Source organism: Pseudomonas sp. GM84 (genome assembly GCF_000282535.1).
Taxonomy (GTDB): Bacteria; Pseudomonadota; Gammaproteobacteria; order Pseudomonadales; family Pseudomonadaceae; genus Aquipseudomonas.
On sequence record NZ_AKJC01000180.1, the window covers coordinates 1 to 17,045 of the forward strand.

12 protein-coding genes are annotated in these 17,045 nt (G+C 65.8%); 1 reads left to right on the forward strand and 11 read right to left on the reverse strand.

Annotated elements, in window-relative coordinates:
* Positions 1-52: 52 nt before the first annotated feature.
* The 4 genes from PMI38_RS15170 to PMI38_RS15185 all read right to left on the reverse strand — a co-directional run bounded on the left by PMI38_RS15170 (position 53) and on the right by PMI38_RS15185 (position 4,385).
* Complete coding sequence (locus tag PMI38_RS15170; RefSeq protein WP_008095568.1) at positions 53-1,525, reverse strand: sensor histidine kinase; 1,473 nt, start codon at positions 1,523-1,525, stop codon at positions 53-55.
* Between the two features lie 196 nt (positions 1,526-1,721).
* Positions 1,722-2,615, reverse strand: a complete 894-nt coding sequence (locus tag PMI38_RS15175; RefSeq protein ID WP_008095570.1) for a polysaccharide deacetylase family protein — start codon at positions 2,613-2,615, stop codon at positions 1,722-1,724.
* Positions 2,615-3,487 (reverse strand): GNAT family N-acetyltransferase, encoded by an 873-nt coding sequence (locus PMI38_RS15180; RefSeq protein ID WP_043273711.1) that lies wholly within the window; start codon positions 3,485-3,487, stop codon positions 2,615-2,617. The genes PMI38_RS15175 and PMI38_RS15180 overlap by 1 nt, the downstream gene beginning before the upstream one ends.
* Before the next feature lie 355 nt (positions 3,488-3,842).
* Positions 3,843-4,385: a hypothetical protein gene (locus PMI38_RS15185; protein WP_008095574.1), complete on the reverse strand. Its 543-nt coding sequence runs from the start codon at positions 4,383-4,385 to the stop codon at positions 3,843-3,845.
* Positions 4,386-4,501: 116 nt separating this feature from the next.
* On the opposite strand from PMI38_RS15185, the gene PMI38_RS15190 reads away from it, so the two are divergent.
* Positions 4,502-4,939, forward strand: a complete 438-nt coding sequence (locus PMI38_RS15190; protein WP_008095576.1) for an acetyltransferase — start codon at positions 4,502-4,504, stop codon at positions 4,937-4,939.
* 6 nt (positions 4,940-4,945) lie between these two features.
* Here PMI38_RS15190 and PMI38_RS15195 read toward each other — a convergent pair whose 3' ends face one another.
* The 7 genes from PMI38_RS15195 to PMI38_RS15225 form a co-directional block, all read right to left on the reverse strand.
* On the reverse strand, positions 4,946-6,283 hold the full coding sequence (locus PMI38_RS15195) for a UDP-glucose dehydrogenase family protein (RefSeq protein ID WP_008095578.1): 1,338 nt from the start codon (positions 6,281-6,283) through the stop codon (positions 4,946-4,948).
* Between the two features lie 87 nt (positions 6,284-6,370).
* Positions 6,371-8,005 carry a propionate catabolism operon regulatory protein PrpR gene (gene prpR, locus PMI38_RS15200; RefSeq protein ID WP_008095580.1) on the reverse strand — a complete coding sequence of 545 codons (1,635 nt, stop codon included), beginning with the start codon at positions 8,003-8,005 and terminating at the stop codon, positions 6,371-6,373.
* Positions 8,006-8,021: 16 nt separating this feature from the next.
* Positions 8,022-8,795: an SDR family NAD(P)-dependent oxidoreductase gene (locus PMI38_RS15205; protein WP_008095582.1), complete on the reverse strand. Its 774-nt coding sequence runs from the start codon at positions 8,793-8,795 to the stop codon at positions 8,022-8,024.
* Positions 8,796-8,812: 17 nt separating this feature from the next.
* Positions 8,813-9,997 carry an acetyl-CoA C-acyltransferase gene (locus tag PMI38_RS15210; RefSeq protein ID WP_008095584.1) on the reverse strand — a complete coding sequence of 395 codons (1,185 nt, stop codon included), beginning with the start codon at positions 9,995-9,997 and terminating at the stop codon, positions 8,813-8,815.
* Between the two features lie 33 nt (positions 9,998-10,030).
* Positions 10,031-12,136, reverse strand: a complete 2,106-nt coding sequence (locus PMI38_RS15215; RefSeq protein ID WP_008095586.1) for a 3-hydroxyacyl-CoA dehydrogenase NAD-binding domain-containing protein — start codon at positions 12,134-12,136, stop codon at positions 10,031-10,033.
* Between the two features lie 158 nt (positions 12,137-12,294).
* Positions 12,295-14,082: an acyl-CoA dehydrogenase C-terminal domain-containing protein gene (locus PMI38_RS15220; protein ID WP_008095588.1), complete on the reverse strand. Its 1,788-nt coding sequence runs from the start codon at positions 14,080-14,082 to the stop codon at positions 12,295-12,297.
* A 111-nt stretch (positions 14,083-14,193) separates the two neighbouring features.
* On the reverse strand, positions 14,194-16,851 hold the full coding sequence (locus PMI38_RS15225) for a LuxR C-terminal-related transcriptional regulator (protein ID WP_008095590.1): 2,658 nt from the start codon (positions 16,849-16,851) through the stop codon (positions 14,194-14,196).
* Positions 16,852-17,045: the final 194 nt, after the last annotated feature.

Here is a 17,045-nt window from a genome sequence, read left to right on the forward strand (position 1 = left end):
GGGGCCGGCTTGCCGGCGATGAGGCCGGCGCATTTCAAACCCCGGGCAGACCCTAGACACCGTCTGCCATCCTGAAGCACAGGTTCACCGTCGTTCCCTTGTTTTTGCCCGTGGCCAGGCTAGCGTGACCGCCAAAGCGCTGCATGATCAATTTCACCAACATCAACCCGATTCCAAAGCCTCCCTGTTTGATCGCGCAACGCGGCCGAAACAACGCTTTCTGTTGGGCAGCGGTCAATCCCTTGCCGGTGTCCTGAACGATTATGTTCAAGCGCTTGGACGTGCGCTGATTGATGGTGATGTACAACGTCCCCCCGTCTGGCATCGCATCTATCGCATTGGAGACCAGACTCTCCAATATTTGAACCAGCAACGGACGATGACCTGTGACCGGCAGCGTGCTGGTGACTGAAAACTCTACATGCACATTGGCGTTGTTCAATGGCAGTTCGAAATTTCGCAAGGTCTCAAGTACTGCATCCACCGGGTCGACCCTGCCGATCTCACCCTTCATCGATGTGGACGCCACATGCAGTTCCTTGATCCAGTCCGACATGCAATCGACCTGGTTGATGATGTCCCCGATGTTTTTGCCGGCGGCTTGAGTGCCGATCTCCAGGGCCAACTCCGCACTGGAGCGGACCGCGGCGAGGGGGTTGCGCAAGTTGTGAGCCACGACGCTGGTCACTTCGTTGAGCAAGGTGGCCATTTCGTGGTCAATGTTCTTTTGAGTCCTCGAAGGAAACAGGTTGCCAAGCCTGCCCGTAAAGGCGAGAAGGCCGAGATAGATCAACGCTGCGCCAATCGAGCAGGCCAACCACACCACCCCGTAACCCAATCGGGTCTGGGTCAGCCATCCTGGGGGTTCTGTATAGAACTCCACGACGGAGGGTACTTCACCCGCTTTGTTGACGAGCGGGATGTAGTGCTCGATGAACAGGTTGCTTGGCTTTCGAATGAACTGCTGTTCTTTACGGCTTTCTTTTACCTGATGGTAGCTTGCAACGACGCCTCCCTTGCCGGACTCGGTGCTCTCAAGCTCGTCGTTGTCCGGGAATTGCTGACCGATCAGTTTTGAGTTGCTGGACCAGATGATGACTTTGTCGGGTGCATAAACATTGATCAATAAAGTATCCGACTGACTGGCAATGTTGCTCAGGCTCGCAAAGAACTGATTTCGGGCCTTCTGACGATTGATCCGGTCTTCTTGAGACAAGCCGCTGTCCGCACGCGCGTCCAGCAGGTCGCTTGTTTGATACCCCGGTAGCCCTGTACTCGCCGTGTCCACGGCTCCCAAGGCCTGGATGAACTTGGCCGTGAATGCCGTACTTTGTTCGGTGCTGATACTGACAATCACGCTGGTGGCAATCAGTCCAACCAGGGCGGCGACTGTGAGGATACGGGTTCTGATGGGGAGCGAAGGTCTGCGGGTGGCTTTGAGTTTCGCCCAAAGCGAGGCGCGTTCATGTCGACTGGATTTTTCGCATGCCGCGGTGGGCGGGGTACTCTCTTGAGTTTGCGGCATGCGCTTCACACCTCGAGATTGTGAGAGAACACTCTGCAATGCAATTTCGATAATGGAACAAGCACGCACCATGCCAGGCTCGATAGCCTCTGGCGCCTGGGTTGAGGCTCAGGCGCGCTAAAGGCATTACCCAGAAATTACCCTTATTTGGGGGTTTTGGGGTTTTCCATCCACCCGAACGAGGGTGTCCGCGCGCTCAGGCGGGGAAGTGGGTGATCCAGTGCCTGGCAATCTCTTCGCGCCGGCAGATCCACACTGCGTCGTGGCCTTGCACGTAGTCGAGAAAGCGCGCAAGTGCCATCGCGCGACCCGGATGGCCACTGATTCGCCCATGCAGGCCGACGCTCATCATCTTCGGGTGCTGCGAGCCCTCCTGCCACAGCAGGTCGAACGCATCCTTGAGCAGCCGGAAGAAGTCTTCACCGCTGGCGAAACCGTTCGACAGCAGATAGCGAGCGTCGTTGTTGACCAGTGTGTAAGGGATCACCAGATGGGCGGGCGAGCCGGGAAGCCAATAGGGCAGATCATCGTTGTAGGCGTCCGAGCTATAGAGAAACCCGCCTTCCTCGCGCAACAGGCGACGGGTGTTCTGGCTGACCCTTCCTGTGTACCAGCCTACGGGGCGTTTTCCGCAGATCTGCTCGATCACGTCGCGGGTGAGGCCGATATGGCGCCGCTCCTCGTCTTCGGGCATATCGCGATAGTCCAGCCAACGGTAGCCATGCCCGGCAATCTCATGCCCGGCAGCGCAGAGCGCATGGCCAATCGCGGGGGTGAGTTCCAGTGCCCGGCCCACGGCGAAGGCGGTCAGCGGCAGGCCTCGGGCACCGAACAGTTGCAGAATGCGCCACACGCCCGCGCGCGCGCCGTATTCGTACATGCCCTCGACGCTCAAGTCGGGTTCCCCCACGCGCGGCGGGCGGCCCGGTAGCTCGTGAAGCCAGGCCTCCGACTGGGCATCGCCATTGAGGGTGCATGACTCCGCGCCCTCTTCGATGTTGAGTACGAACTGGAGGGCGACGCGCGCCTCACCGGGCCATCGCGGGTGGGGTGGATGGCCACCGTAACCGATGAGGTCGCGTGCGGACATCAGCCCAGCTCGAACGTCGTGACGCCGAACACACGTTCGTGCGCGATAGAAGGAGGAGGGCCGAGGTACATGCGCGCACAGCCGAAAACCTCGATCATGCCCTGTTGCTGTACGAGCGCCATGGCGGCGGGGTTGTTCTCCGGGGCATCGAGAAACAGCGGGCCACCCTGGGCAAATTTCGCCAGGTGCGCATAAAGCGCATTGGCTGCCGAGGCGTCATCGGCAAACAAGGGGCCGATCTTGCAGCCTTCCCGGCAGCGCCTTGCTACGCCATAGCCGCTGAGCCTGCCGTCACGCCGGCAACCTACGGCGAGTGCATCAGCTTGGGCGATCCACCCGCTGAGGAAGGTTTCGCGTGCGGCGGGGAAGCAGGTGCGGTCGTAAGCGACGACCTGGTCGAAAGGGAAGGTGGCCAACGGAACAATGTCCTGGTCGCCCAGTTGCGAAGTCGTCGGGCGTTTGCTGACGCTGGCACGAAAACGCAGGTTGCGATGGGAGAAGACGAAACCACCCTTGGCGTAGTAATCCTGCATCGCGAAGACGCCATCCATGCCGATGCTCGCGCCTGGGCGCAGGCGGGCGAGGAGTCGCTCGCGGCGTGCGTGCCAGAGGGTATCGCCCAGGCCTTGGCCTCGATATTCGGGTCGAACGATAAAAAAACCCATGAAGCCAAATTCGCCATTGTAGGCGGTGATGGCACCGCCCCCTATCAGTTCGGCGCCCTTGGACGCCGCGATGAAGGCAGCAGGGTCAGTGGCCCAGAACAGCTCGGCATCGTGAAGGCCGGGATTCCAACCCTCACGGGCAGCCCAGTCGACAAGCTCGTCCAGTTCGGGACGTGTCATGTTGCGTATGACTAGCGGAGTCGACACCGTGACGTTCTCCTCGGACGCTTCGAGCCTGTGGAGCAACCTCCACTCTGGAGACTTTCGGTATAGCTTCATCTCGAGTATTGATCCAGCGAGCACGGTCGAACTCGCAAGATAGAACGTAATGGGCAATCCGATATGGCCTCATCGCCGGCAAGCCGGCTCCCACAGAGACAGTGCCAGGCCTCAGTCCAACGCCGTCATGTGGGAGCAACTGTCTTGCTCAATTGCCAAAAGCTGACGCAATTTCCTGTGGGAGCGGGCTTGTCCCGCGAACACCGGCGAAGCCGGTGCCATACTCCGCGCTGCCCGTTTCGCGGGGCAAGCCCGCTCCCACATGGATCACGCTGAGCCCTGATCAAGGCATGCCATCAGCCAAGGTGACCGCGCTGTCCAGATGCTCCAGGAAATCCCGGATCTGCTGCTCGCCCCGCAAATGCACCGTCCGCACTTCAGGCGCCACAGCCAGGCGCATGGCTTCAATGCCTGGCCGATAACCCCTGTCGAACTGCCAGACAAACTTCAGGAACTCGAGAAACGCTTTGTCCAACTGTTCCTTGCAGCCCGCGGCCCGATCAGGCCGAGGCCTGTCCAGTACGCTGCGCAGGATCACGCGCTTGAGGCAGGTCAGGCGCGGCGTATCCAGCCAGATCACCAGCTGCGCGCGGGGCAGGCGCAGGTCGAACGTGCGCCGGGCGTAGTTGCCTTCGCACACCCAGCTGTCACCGGCGACGGCTTCGCCGACCCGGGTGCGGAACTGCTCAGGGTCGGGCTCGGTCCAGCCAGGTTCCCAGAACAGTTTGTCCAGATGAATGACCGGCAGGCCGAGCCGCTGGCCCAAGGCACGGGCAAGCGTCGATTTGCCACTGCCAGCATTGCCCAGAATCACAATCCGTTGCATGAGGGACGTCCAGTCGAAAAAAATGGACGGCGATTGTGCGGTTTTTGCCCGCGCTGTCAATGGCCACCATCCAGCGGCACACTACGCTTCCATCATCAAGTGAACGAGGATGATTCATGATCATTCGCCAGGGTATTGCCGCGGACTACCCGTTGCTGCTCGACATCTGGCTGCGCGCCGTGCGCGCCACCCACCATTTTCTGCAAGCGTCCGATATCGAGGCGCTGATCGTGCCGCTGCGCGACAGCTACCTGCCCGCTGTCGAACTCATGGTCGCGGTCGATGCCGATGACACCCCGCTGGGGTTCATCGGGCTAAACGAGGACCACGTGGAAATGCTCTTCGTCGCCCCGGACGTGCATGGTCAGGGCATCGGCAGGGCGCTGCTGGATCATGTGCGCACATCGCGCCAATCGCTCAGCGTCGATGTCAACGAACAGAACCCGCAGGCCGTGGGCTTCTACCTGCACTATGGGTTCGTGCAGACCGGCCGGTCCCCGCTGGACGGCGAGGGCCGGCCCTTCCCGTTGTTGCACATGCGCATGCCCGGTTGAAGCTGATCAGTACGGGCAGGCCGGCTGCACCTGGCCCCGGCCGATGCCGTAGTACGCAAGACCTGCGGCGGCCATGTGCTCGGGCTCGAACAGGTTGCGGCCGTCGAACACTACCCGGTCGGTCAGTTGCTGCGGCACCTGCTCCAGGTTCAGTACCCGGTAGTCCTGCCATTCGGTGACGATCACCAGGGCGTCGGCGCCCTGCAGGGCATCGTCCTTGCACGGCACCAGCTGCAGGTCCGGGCGCGGGCCGTAGTGCTGCTGGATCGCCTCCATCGCCTGCGGGTCGTGGGCCTGAACCCGCGCCCCGGCGGCCCACAAGGCTTCCAGCAGCACCCGGCTGGAAGCCTCGCGGATATCGTTGGTGTTGGGCTTGAACGACAGCCCCCACAAGGCGAAGACCTTGCCACGCAAGCCGCCCGGGTAGTGCCGCTGGATCTTGTCGAACAGCCGATGCTTCTGCCGCCGATTGACCGACTCGACCGCGTGCAGCAGTTGCGGATCGAAACCTTCCGCCTCGGCACTGCGGCGCAGGGCTTGCAGGTCCTTGGGGAAGCACGAGCCGCCAAAGCCACAGCCGGCGTAGATGAAGTCGTAGCCGATGCGCGGGTCCGAGCCGATGCCGCGGCGCACCATCTCGATGTCGGCGCCCAGGTGCTCGGCCAGGTTGGCCATTTCGTTGATGAAGGAGATCTTCGTCGCCAGCATGCAGTTGGCCGCGTACTTGGTCAGCTCGGCGCTGCGCGCGTCCATCACCATGAGTTTTTCCCGCTTGCGGTTGAACGGCCTGTACAGCTCGCGCAGCAGCTCCACCTCGCCCGGCCCGGCGCCGCCGATGATGATGCGCTCGGGGCTCATGCAGTCATCCAGGGCCGTGCCTTCCTTGAGAAATTCCGGGTTGCTGATGACCTGGAAGCGCCCGGTGTCGGCCACGGCCTGGGCGATACGCGCCTTGATCCGATCCACCGTGCCCACCGGCGAAGTGGACTTGTTGATGATCACCTTGGCGCCGATGGCGTGTTCGAGGATGTTGTCGACCACGGCAAATACCTGGCTCAGGTCGGCGCCGCCATCGGCCAGCGGCGGGGTGCCGACGGCGATGAACAGCAGGCGGGCATGGTTGCTGGCAAGGCCTGGGTCGGTGGTGAAGCGCAAGCGCCCGCACGCCAGGTTCTTTTCCAGCAACGGCGCCAGGCCGGGCTCGAAGATCGGGCAATGTCCTTGACCGAGGGCGGCGACCCGTTCGGCATCGACATCCATGCACAGCACCGAGTGCCCCACCTGGGCCAGGCACACCGCCTGGGTCAGGCCCACATAGCCAGTACCGAATACCGTAACCTTCATTTGACAGCTCCCTGGTCGTCTCTTGGCAGGTGGCGGGTAGCTGAAAAAGTGTCACGTTTGTATTGAGGATTTGTGACCAGGGGCCCGTCAGGTCAGCTTGCGCACCCGCCGCCAGACGGTGCTGCGGCTGACCCCAAGACACCGAGCGGCCTCGTCCATGTCGCCGTCGCAGCGGTCCAGCACCTGGCGGGCATGGGCCGCTTCCGCCGCCTTGCCCAGGCTGCGCAGGTTGTCAGTGGGGGCAGGGGGCAAGGCTTCGGCCGTGTCGGCGTGGAGTAACTCCGGGAACAGCGTGTACAGGTCGACGCCACCGTCGTCGTCCAGTGTGCCCAGGCACAGGGCCGCCCGTTCGGCGATGTTGTCCAGCTCACGGATGTTGCCAGGCCAAGGGTGGCGCAGCAGCAGTGGCAGCAGGGGCTGCACATGCTCCGGGCCAGCCGGTGGCATGCCGCTCGCGCGGCTGTGGTGCGCCAGCAGGGCATTGAACAGCGGCAGGATGTCTTCGATCCGCTCACGCAGCGGCGGCACGGCCAGGCGCAGGGTGTTCAGGCGATAGAACAGGTCCTGGCGAAAACGTTGGTCGGCGATGCGCGCGGTCAGGTCGCAATGGGTGGCAGCAATCACCCGGATATCCACCGCGGTCGGCTCGCAGGCGCCCAGGCGTAGCACCTCGCGCTCCTGCAGCACACGCAGCAGGCGGGTTTGCAGCGCCACCGGCATGTCGCCGATCTCGTCGAGGAACAAGGTGCCGGTGTGGGCCAGCTCGATCAGGCCGGGCTTGCCGCCCTTGCGCGAGCCGGTGAAGGCGCCGTCCTCGTAGCCGAACAGTTCGCTTTCGAGCAGTGATTCAGGCAAGGCCGCGCAGTTGATCGCCACGAACGGCGCCTGCTGGCGCGGGCTGGCGTTGTGCAGGCTTTGCGCCAACAGCTCCTTGCCGGTGCCGCTCTCGCCGGTGATCAGCACCGTGGCGTCGGTCTGCGCGTAACGCTGCGCCAGGCGCAGGGTGGCGCGAAAGGCCGGGGCGTCGCCGAGCATCTGCTCGAAGCGGTGGCGGGCGTTGAACTGGCGCGCGGCGGGTTGCTCGCGCAGGCGACGAGGCATGCGCCGCGCGGGTGTTTCATCAAGCCTGGCACCCAGGGTCACCAGGCTGTCGAAGGTATGGCGCAGGCTTTCGGCATCCAGCGCCAGCACCCCTTGGGCACCGGCTGCGTCGGCCAGCTGGCAGACCGTCGGCGAGCCGATGATGACTTCGAAGCCATCTTCGACCAGGCCTTCGACCTGCGCCCGGGCTTGCTCCAGGCTGGTGTAGGTATGCTCGCGGATCTGCAGGGTGAACAGCGCCTGCATCGCGGCCAGCTCCGGGTAGGGCTGGCCAAAACTGAGGATGCCCACCCGGCTGGCCCGGTCGCGGGCCAGGACCAGGGCACGGATCAGGTCGAATTCGCCCAGGTGCAGGGTCCGCACCGTGGTCGAGAGGTGCTGGCGCAGGTAGTCTGCGGCCGCACCGGAACACAGGATGACGTCTGCCTGCTGGCGGCTTTCCAGCTCGCGCGCCAGGGGCAGCAAATCGGCCAGGGTGGTTTCGATGACCTCGATGCGCGCCTGCTGCCGGTAGTCGGCGCTTACCTGCTCGATCAACTGTGCCATGCGGCTGGGCGCGGCGGGGCGATGCAAGTGGGTGACCAGCGCGATCACGCGCGGCAGGTAAGCGGCAACAGGCATACAGGCTCCTTTTCAGTTACAGCGGGTTGACCAGGTGTCCGCCATCCACGGCCAGCACGCTGCCGGTCATGTAGGCACCGGCGTCGCTGGCCAGCAACAGCAAGGGGCCATCGAGCTCCTGCAACTGCCCCAGGCGGCGCATCGGCACCTGCCCCTTGATGTAGCCCTGGCCGGCTTCGCCGTCGAAGTAGTCTTCGTTCATCTCGGTCTTGAAGTAGCCCGGTGCGATGGCATTGACGCGGATCCGGTAGCGCGCCAGCTCCAGCGCCATGGCCTTGGTCAGTTGCACCACGGCGGCCTTGGCCGTGCAGTAGTGGCTCAGGCCAGTGCCGACGCGCAGGCCGAGGATCGAGGCGATGTTGACGATGCTCCCCGGCCGTTCGGCCTTGACCAGGCGCTGGCTGGCGCACTGGGCGACGTGGAACACGCCGTCGAGGTTGGTCGAGAGCATGCGCTGCCAGTCCTGCTCGCTCAGTTCGAGGAAGCGCCCAGGGTCGCCGATACCGGCATTGTTGATCACCACGTCGACCACGCCGAAGCGTGCCTCGGCCTGGTCGAAGGCCTGTTCGACGCTGTCGCGCCGGGTCACGTCGAGGGCCACGGCCAAGGCTTCACCGCCGTTGGCCTGGAGCGTTTCGGCCAGCGCCTGCAGGCGCTCGACCCGGCGCGCGGCCAGCACCACACGGGCGCCGGCGGCCTGGGCCAGGCGGGCGAAGTGGGCACCCAGGCCGCTGGAGGCACCGGTCACCAGCACGGTCTTGCCGGCCAGGGAAAATGTGTTTGCAAGCATGTCGTTGCTCCTTGATCTCAGAGTACTTCGAACAGGCCGGCGGCACCCATGCCACCGCCCACGCACATGGTCACCACCACGTAGCGCACCCCGCGCCGTTTGCCTTCGAGCAAGGCATGCCCGACCATCCGCGCGCCGCTCATGCCATAGGGATGGCCGATGGCGATGGCACCGCCGTTGACGTTCAGGCGTGCCGGGTCGATGCCCAGCTTGTCGCGACAGTACAGCACCTGGCAGGCGAAGGCTTCGTTGAGTTCCCACAGGCCGATGTCGTCGACCTTCAAGCCATGCTGCTTGAGCAGGCGCGGCACCGCGTACACCGGGCCGATGCCCATCTCTTCCGGGGCCAGACCGGCCACGGCGATGCCGCGGTACAGGCCGATCGGGCGCAGGTTGCGCTGTTCGGCCAGTCGCGCGTCCATCAGCACGCAGGCGCTGGCACCGTCGGACAGCTGGCTGGCGTTGCCGGCGGTGATGCAGCCACCTTCGAGCACCGGTTGCAGGCGCGTCAGGTCGTCCAGGACGGTTTGCGGGCGGTTGCCCTCGTCCTGTGCCAGGGTCACCTGGCGGTAGCTGACCTCGCCGGTCTGCTTGTCCTTGACCAGTTGCTGGGCCGTCACCGGCACGATCTCGGCTTCGAACAAGCCGTCGCGCTGGGCGCAAGCGGTGCGCAGCTGCGACTGCAGGGCGTAGGCGTCCTGGGCTTCACGGCTGATGCCGTAGCGCTTGGCGACGTGCTCGGCGGTTTGCAGCATCGGCATGTAGGCGTGCGGCACACGCTGGATCACCGCGCTGTCCTGTTCGCCCAGCGCCCACTCGAGGTTGCGCGTCTGCACCGCGCTGATGTTTTCCTGGCCGGCGCCGATGGTCGCCTGCATGCCATCGACGACGATCTGCTTGGCCGCGGTGGCGATCGCCATCAGGCCGGAGGCGCACTGGCGGTCCAGGGTCTGGCCGCTGACCGACACCGGCAGGCCGGCAGCCAGCGCGCTCATGCGGCCAAGGTTCCAGCCGGCGGTGCCGGAGGGCATCGCGGTGCCCATGACCAGGTCTTCGATTTCGTCAGCGGCGATGCCGGCGCGTTCGACCGCCGCCTGGATGGCGTGCGCTGCCAGGCTCGGCGAGCGGACGTTGTTCAGCGCGCCGCGAAAGGCCTTGCCGATGGGCGTACGGGCGGTGGAGAGGATGACGGCTTCTTTCATGATCGGGGTTCCTTGAGACCAGGGGAGAACAACTCAGAGGCTGGGTGCGCCGAGCTTCGTGCTGGAAGCCATGCGCCGCAGCAATGGTGCTGGCTGCAACCACATGCGGCCGTAGGCGCCGAGCTGATCGTGCAGTTGCTCGATGCCTGTCAGCACCTTGTCCAGGCCCAGTTCGCGGGCATAGTGCAGCGGGCCGCCACGCCAGGCCGGGAAGCCGTAGCCGTTGGTCCACACCAGGTCGATGTCGCCACTGCGCAGGGCAATGCCTTCGTCGAGCAGTTGCAGGCCTTCGTTGATCAGCATGAACAGGCAGCGGTCGTGGATTTCTGCGTCGCTGATGGGGCGCCGGATGATGCCCAGCTTGGCCGCCAGTTGCGCCGCGATCTGCTCCACTTCCGGGTCTTCGATGCGCTCGCGTCCTTCGTAGCGGTAGAACCCGCGGCCGCTCTTCTGGCCATGGCGGCCCAGGTGGTAGAGCTCGTCGGCCAGGCGGAAGTAGCTCGGGTCGTGGGCGATCTCGCTGCGCCGCGACTGGCGCACCAGGTAGCCGACATCGATGCCGGCCAGGTCATACATGGCGAACACGCCCATGGCCAGGCCCAGGCCGGTCAGCACTTTGTCCACCTGGGCGGGCGAGGCGCCTTCGAGCACCAGGCGATGGGCCTCGCGGCCGTAGGGTTCGAGCATGCGGTTGCCGATGAAGCCAAAGCACACGCCGGACACCACCGGCAGCTTGCCGATGCGCTTGGCGATCTTCAGCGTGGTGGCCAGCACGTCCGGCGCCGTGGCCCGGCCGCGCACCACTTCAAGCAGGCGCATGACATTGGCCGGGCTGAAGAAGTGCAGGCCGACCACATCCTGCGGGCGCTGGGTGCAGCCGGCGATGCGGTCGACATCCAGCGTCGAGGTGTTGCTGGCGAGGATCGCGCCGGGCTTGCACACCCGGTCGAGGGTGCGGAACACCTGCTGCTTGATCGACAGGTCCTCGAACACCGCTTCGATCACCAGGTCAGCGTCGGCCAGGTCGGCATAGTCGAGCGTGCCTTGCAGCAGGCTCATGCGTTGTTCGAGTTGCTCGGGGGTGAGCTTGCCGCGCTTGATGCTGCTTTCGTAGTTCTTGCGGATCTGTGCCAGGCCCCGGTCCAGCGCCTCGGGCTTGAGCTCCAGCAAGCGCACCGGGATACCGGCGTTGATGAAGTTCATGGCGATACCGGCGCCCATGGTGCCGGCGCCGATCACCGCCACATTGGCAATGTTGCGCAGTGTCGTGTTGGCATCGATACCCGGCACCCGCAGCGCTTCGCGTTCGGCGAAGAACTGATGGCGCAGGGCCGTGGCCTGTGGGTCTTGCAGGGCTTCGCGGAACAGCGCCTGCTCCTGGGCCAGGCCCTCGGCCAGTGGCAGCTCGCAGGCGGCGCGGACGGCGGCCAGCACCCGCAGGGGTGCCCGCTGGCCGGGTTTGCGGGCGACCAGCTGGGCTTCGCGGCTGGCGAAGAAATCGCTGGCCAGGCCGTCTGCCAAGGGGATTGGTGTGGCCGCTGGCGCAGTGGGTTGGGCCAGCAGGTCACGGGCGAAGGCGCAGGCCAGTTCCAGCATGTCCTGGCCGGGCTCGGGCAGGCGGTCGATCAGGCCCAGGGCCAGGCCCTGGCGGGCATCGATCGGGTCGCCGCTGAGCATCATGTCCAGCGCCGGCTCCACGCCGACCAGGCGCGGCAGGCGCTGGGTACCCCCGGCGCCGGGCAGCAGGCCCAGGCGTACTTCGGGCAGGCCCAGGCGGGCGTGGGCAGTGGCCAGTCGATGGCTGCAGGCCAGGGCCAGTTCCAGGCCGCCGCCCAGGGCGACGCCGTCGATGGCGGCGATCAGCGGTTTGTCGATGCGGGTCAGTGCTTCGAGCAATTCGGGCAGTGCCGGTTCCTCCCAGGTCCGCGGGCTGCCGAACTCGCTGATGTCGGCGCCGGCGCTGAAGGGTAGCTGCTGCCCGTGCAGGATGATGGCCTGCACCTCGGGGTCGGCGGCGGCCTGGCTGCACGCCTGCATCAACGCCTGGCGCAGGTCGTGGCCAAGGGCGTTGACCGGTGCGTGGCACAGGCCAATCAGGGCCAGTTGGTGGTCGCGGCGATAGTCGATCAGCTGCTGCATGGGAGGAGACTTCCTGTTCTTGGCCCCAGGCAGGCGATGTAAGTCTCGCCTTGGGCTGGGACGAATGAAAAAAACGAGGTGGCGGCCAGTAGCGCTGGCCGCCACCCGAAAAATCCGCTGCCTGGAGGGGGCAGGCAGCGGAAACCAGCAAGGTTGGGTCAGCGGGCGAATGCGGCTTCGCTGATGTCCATCAGGTTGTGGCTGCCACTGCGAATCAGCGTTTCGTGCAGGTTGGCGCGCGGCAGCAGGCGCTGCAGGTAGAAGCGCGCGGTCTCGCGCTTGCCCTGGTAGAACGCTGCGTCATCGCTGCCGGCGGCCAGTGCCTGTTCGGCCACGCACGCGGCGCGCAGCCAGAGGTAGCCGGTCAGGGTGTAGCCGCTGAGCATCAGGTAGTCGTAGGCGCTGGCGCCGATCAAGTTGGCGTCGGTCTGGCTGGCGTCGCGCAGCCAGTCGCTGACATCGCGCCAGGCCGTCACTTGCTTGAGCAGGGCCTGGGCCAGGTGGGCTGGGGCCGTGGTGCTCTGGATGAAGTCTTCGATCTCACCCAGCAGCTCGGCCAAGGCTTCACCGCCATCGGCCAGCACCTTGCGGGTCAGCAGGTCGAGGCCCTGGATGGTGTTGGTGCCTTCGTAGATCGCGGTGATGCGCACATCGCGGGCGATCTGCTCCATGCCCCACTCGCGGATGTAGCCGTGGCCACCGAACACCTGGATACCCAGCTGCGCAGCTTCGTTGCCGGTCTCGGTGACGAAGCCTTTGGCAATCGGCGTGAGCAGCGCCAGCCGGCGTGCCGCGGCCTGGCGCACACCGGCGCTGGCGCCGTGGTGCAGTTGGTCGACGCCCTTGGCACAGGTGTAGGCGAGCATGCGACCGCCTTCGGCGTAGGCCTTCTGGGTCAGCAGCATGCGCCGCACATCGGCATGGCCGATGATCGGGTCGGCTGGCTGGTCGTTGCGCAGGCGCGGCGTGGCGCGCATCTGCACACGCTCGCGGGCATAGGCCAGGGCGCCCTGGAACGACGCCTCGGCGTGGGCCTGGGCCTGCTGGCAGACCGCCAGGCGCGACTCGTTGATGTAGGTGAACATGGCGTTCAGGCCACGGTTGACCTCGCCCAGCAGGTAGCCGGTGGCACCGTCGAAGTTGAGCACGCAGGTGGCGTTGCCGTGGATGCCCATCTTGTGTTCGATGGAACCGCAGCTGACGCCGTTGGGCGCGCCCAGCTGGCCTTGGGCATCGACCTGGATCTTCGGCACGGCGAACAGCGAAATGCCCTTGACCCCCGCCGGAGCGCCTTCCAGGCGCGCCAGCACCAGGTGGATGATGTTCTCGGTCATGTCATGTTCACCGGCAGAGATGAACATCTTGCTGCCGCTGATCTGGTAAGTGCCGTCGGCCAGGGCCTTGGCGCTGGTGCGCAGCAGGCCGAGGTCCGAGCCGCAGTGGGCTTCGGTCAGGCACATGGTGCCGCCCCAGCGGCCGGCGATCATCGGCGGCAGGAAACGCTGCTGCAAGGCTTCGTCGGCATGCTCGCTGAGGGTGCTGATGGCGCCGCCGGCGAGGTTGCCGTACATGCCCCAGGCATGGTTGGCGCTGCAGACCATTTCGTAGTTGACGAAGCCCAGCGACGGCGGCAGGCCCTGGCCACCGAAGGCCGGGTTCTTGTCCAGGCCCAGCCAGCCGTTGTCGGCGAAGCGTTTGTAGGCATCGGCGAAACCCGGTGGCGTGATGACCTTGCCGTCCTGCCACTGGCAACCGTGCTGGTCACCCACGGCGTTGAGCGGGGCCAGCTCCTGCTCGGCGAACTTGGCACCTTCCTCGACGATGGCGGCGAACGTGGCCTCGTCCGGGGCATCACAGCCCGTCAGTTGTTGGTAGTGGCTGCACAGATCGAGCAGCTCCTGGGCAACGAAGGTGATATCGCGCAATGGGGCGGTGTAGCTGGGCATGCCGGACTCCTGGCTGGGTGGACTCGGCATGTTGTAACAGGCAGGCCCCGGCGCCGCGTCCACCCCCCCGGTGGAATGGCGGGTGGAATCGGCGCTGGACCCAGGTGGAGGTCAGTTCAGCAGCTGCAGTTCGCGCGCCGAACACAGGGCGCTGTCGCGGTCGACCACGTCGAGCTTGCGGAACAGATTGTTGATGTGGGTCTTGACCGTGCTCAGGCTGATGAACATCGCCTCGGCGATCTGCCCGTTGCTTTGCCCGCGCGCCATGCGCTGCAACACTTCCAGCTCACGGCGCGACAGGGGCACGATCAGCGCGCTTTCGGCGCTCTCCTTGTTCGCCAGCAACGGGCGGAACAGCGCATTCAGGTGTTCGCGCGAAGGCGCCGGGGCCTCCAGGCCCAGGCGTTCGCGCACGGGCGGCAGCAGCAGTTGGCGCAGGGTCTCGAGGCAGGTATCGCCCTCGTACTGCAGCAATTGCCCGAAGCCGTAGGTGCAGGCCAGTTGCAGCGCCTGTTCGAGGCCGAGCAAGGCGTCGTCACGGGCGCCACGGTCTTGTAGCAGGGTCGCCTCGAGCAGGAGCGCGTCGAGCAACAGGCGGCGGTTGCCTTGCGCTTGTGCCTGGGCCTGCAGGCTCTGCTGGATCTGCCTGGCCTTGTCACGCTGGCCCAGGTGGCGTTGTACCCAGGCATAGGCGAGCCACTCCTCGGGCAGCAGCTGGTCGCCATATTGGCGCCTGCACCAGTGCCACTGGTCGAGCCAGTCGGGCAGGTAGTCCTGGTCGTTGTCGCGCAGTGCCAGGCGCGCCAGCCACGCCCCGGCCTGGCGGTAGAGGGTGAACAGGCGGTACTGGCGGGCCAGCCTGCGCACTTCCGCCCAGCGTGCCTTGGCCTGGGCGGTTTCGCCCAGCGCCCAGTGCAGGCACGCCTGGTGATGGAACACCCAGGGCAGTGCGGCGCTGTGGGGAAAGCCCAGCGCCAGCACTTCGGCCTGGGCCATGGCCTGGCGTGCCTGGGCCAGGCGGTTGGCCTGAAGCAACGCCAGCCCCTTGCCCAGGTGGCTGAACAGTTCGTAGAAGCGTCCGGAGCTGCCGGTGGCGGGCGTTTCGGCCATGCCTTGCAGGCGCTCCCAGGCGGCATCGGTGGCGCCCTGGGCCAGCTCGATCTGGCCCAGCAGCAGTTGCAGCAGGTTGGTGTAGCCGCTCAGGCCAAAACCCTGCAACTGGCTCAGGGCGCGGCTACCTTCAGCGTGGGCTTGTTGCAGCTGGCCGAGCGCGGCCAGGCAGTTGGCGCGGTCGAAATACAGCACCGAGCGCGCCGCATTGTCCTGGGGAAACTGCTGCAAGGCCCGCGCCGCCAGGGCCAGACCATGGCCCAGGTTGCCGCCCAAGTAGGCCAGGCGGCTGCGCAGGAACATCACCGTCTGCTGCACCCGCTCGGGGTGGCGCGGCACCGACTGGCGGCGCTGCAGGCCGTACAGCTGGTGCAGGCACTGGCAGGCCTGGGCGATATCGTTGGTGACCATCACCGTGGACGCTTCGGTCACCGCCAGGGTGAAGCTGTCGTTGCCGGTGCGCCCGGCGACCTCGTCGAGCACATCGACCAGGGTGTTCACCTTGCCTTCGCGCAGCAGCTCGAAACCGTGCCGGTCGACGATGCCGAGCACGGCGTCCAGGTCGCGGGCGCGGCCGAACTGGTAGATCGCTTCGGTGTAGCGGCGCTGCGTCAGCAGCCAGTGGGCGGCCTGGCGATGCAGCTGGCGCAGGCCCTGTGGATCGCGTTGTTTCAGGCGCTGGTAAAGGCTGTTGCGCAGGGCAGGGTGGTAGCGGTATTCGGTGTGGTTGCCCTGGGGCACCTCGATGATCAGGTCCAGGCGCTGCAACTGGCGCAGGGCGGCCGGCACATCGGCCGCCGCGGCGAGTTCGCCGGCAAGGCCGGCATCGAACACCTGGGCCACGGCGGTCTGTTCGAGAAACTGGCGCAACGGCACGGGCAGGCGCTGCAGGCGTTCTTCTTCGAGGAACTGCCGGGCATGGACGTAGGCCTGGCGGGTGATCGGGCGCAGGTCGCCGGGCGCCTGGCCGGTGCTGTGCAGCGCCTCGCGGTAGGCCTTGAGCCAGAACAGCACGCCACTGGGCCAGCCTTCGCTGCCGGCCCGCAACTGATAGAGCGCATCGCTGCCCAGCTTGACCTCGCGGGCGACGGCCAGCTTTTGGGTTTCCTCGCTGTCCAGGGCCAGTTCACGGGTGCCGAGCAAGGTCAGCCGGTCGTCGCGCAGCAGATGGGCCAGGGGCAGGTAGGGCGGGCCTTCGCTGGCCGCGAGCAGGCGCAGGGCAGGCGGCGGGTAGCGCAGCAGCGTGTCGAGGTACTGCCAGGCGGGTGGGGCGTTGAGCAGGTGCAGGTCGTCGAGCAGCAGGGTCACCGGTGCCTGACGGGCCTCCAGGTCTGCCAGGATCAGGCTCCACAGGCGTTCGGCTTGCGGCGTTTCGCGTTGCTGCGCCGGCAGTTGCAGCGCCGCGTGCAAGTGCAGCAGCAGGGCCAGTGGCTGGTTTTCGGCGCGGGTCAGGCGCAGCCACCCCCAGGCCCCGGACAGGCTGCGCGCGAACTGGCCGAGCAGGGTGCTCTTGCCATAGCCCAGTGGCGCTTGCAGGAGCACGAAGGTGCCATCGTCCAGCGCGTTGGCCAGGTGTTCGAGCAGCCGCGTACGCACCACGCCCCTGGGCGGTTCGGCGGGCGGACGCAGCTGGTTTGGTTTGAGCGCGGGAAGATGCATGGCGAGCAGGTTCCGTCGGTTCGGTCGGACATCCTAGCCGAGCGCGTGAGCGTGGCGGGTAAATTTTTGGTGGTTCACGGGGGGAGTGATGGGGGTCGGGTGCCCGTCGTGGGAGTTGCGTGAGGGCGAATATCGAGCGCCGCCCGCGCGGCGCATCGCGAGCAAGCTCGCTCCTACATTTGTTGCAACGTGCC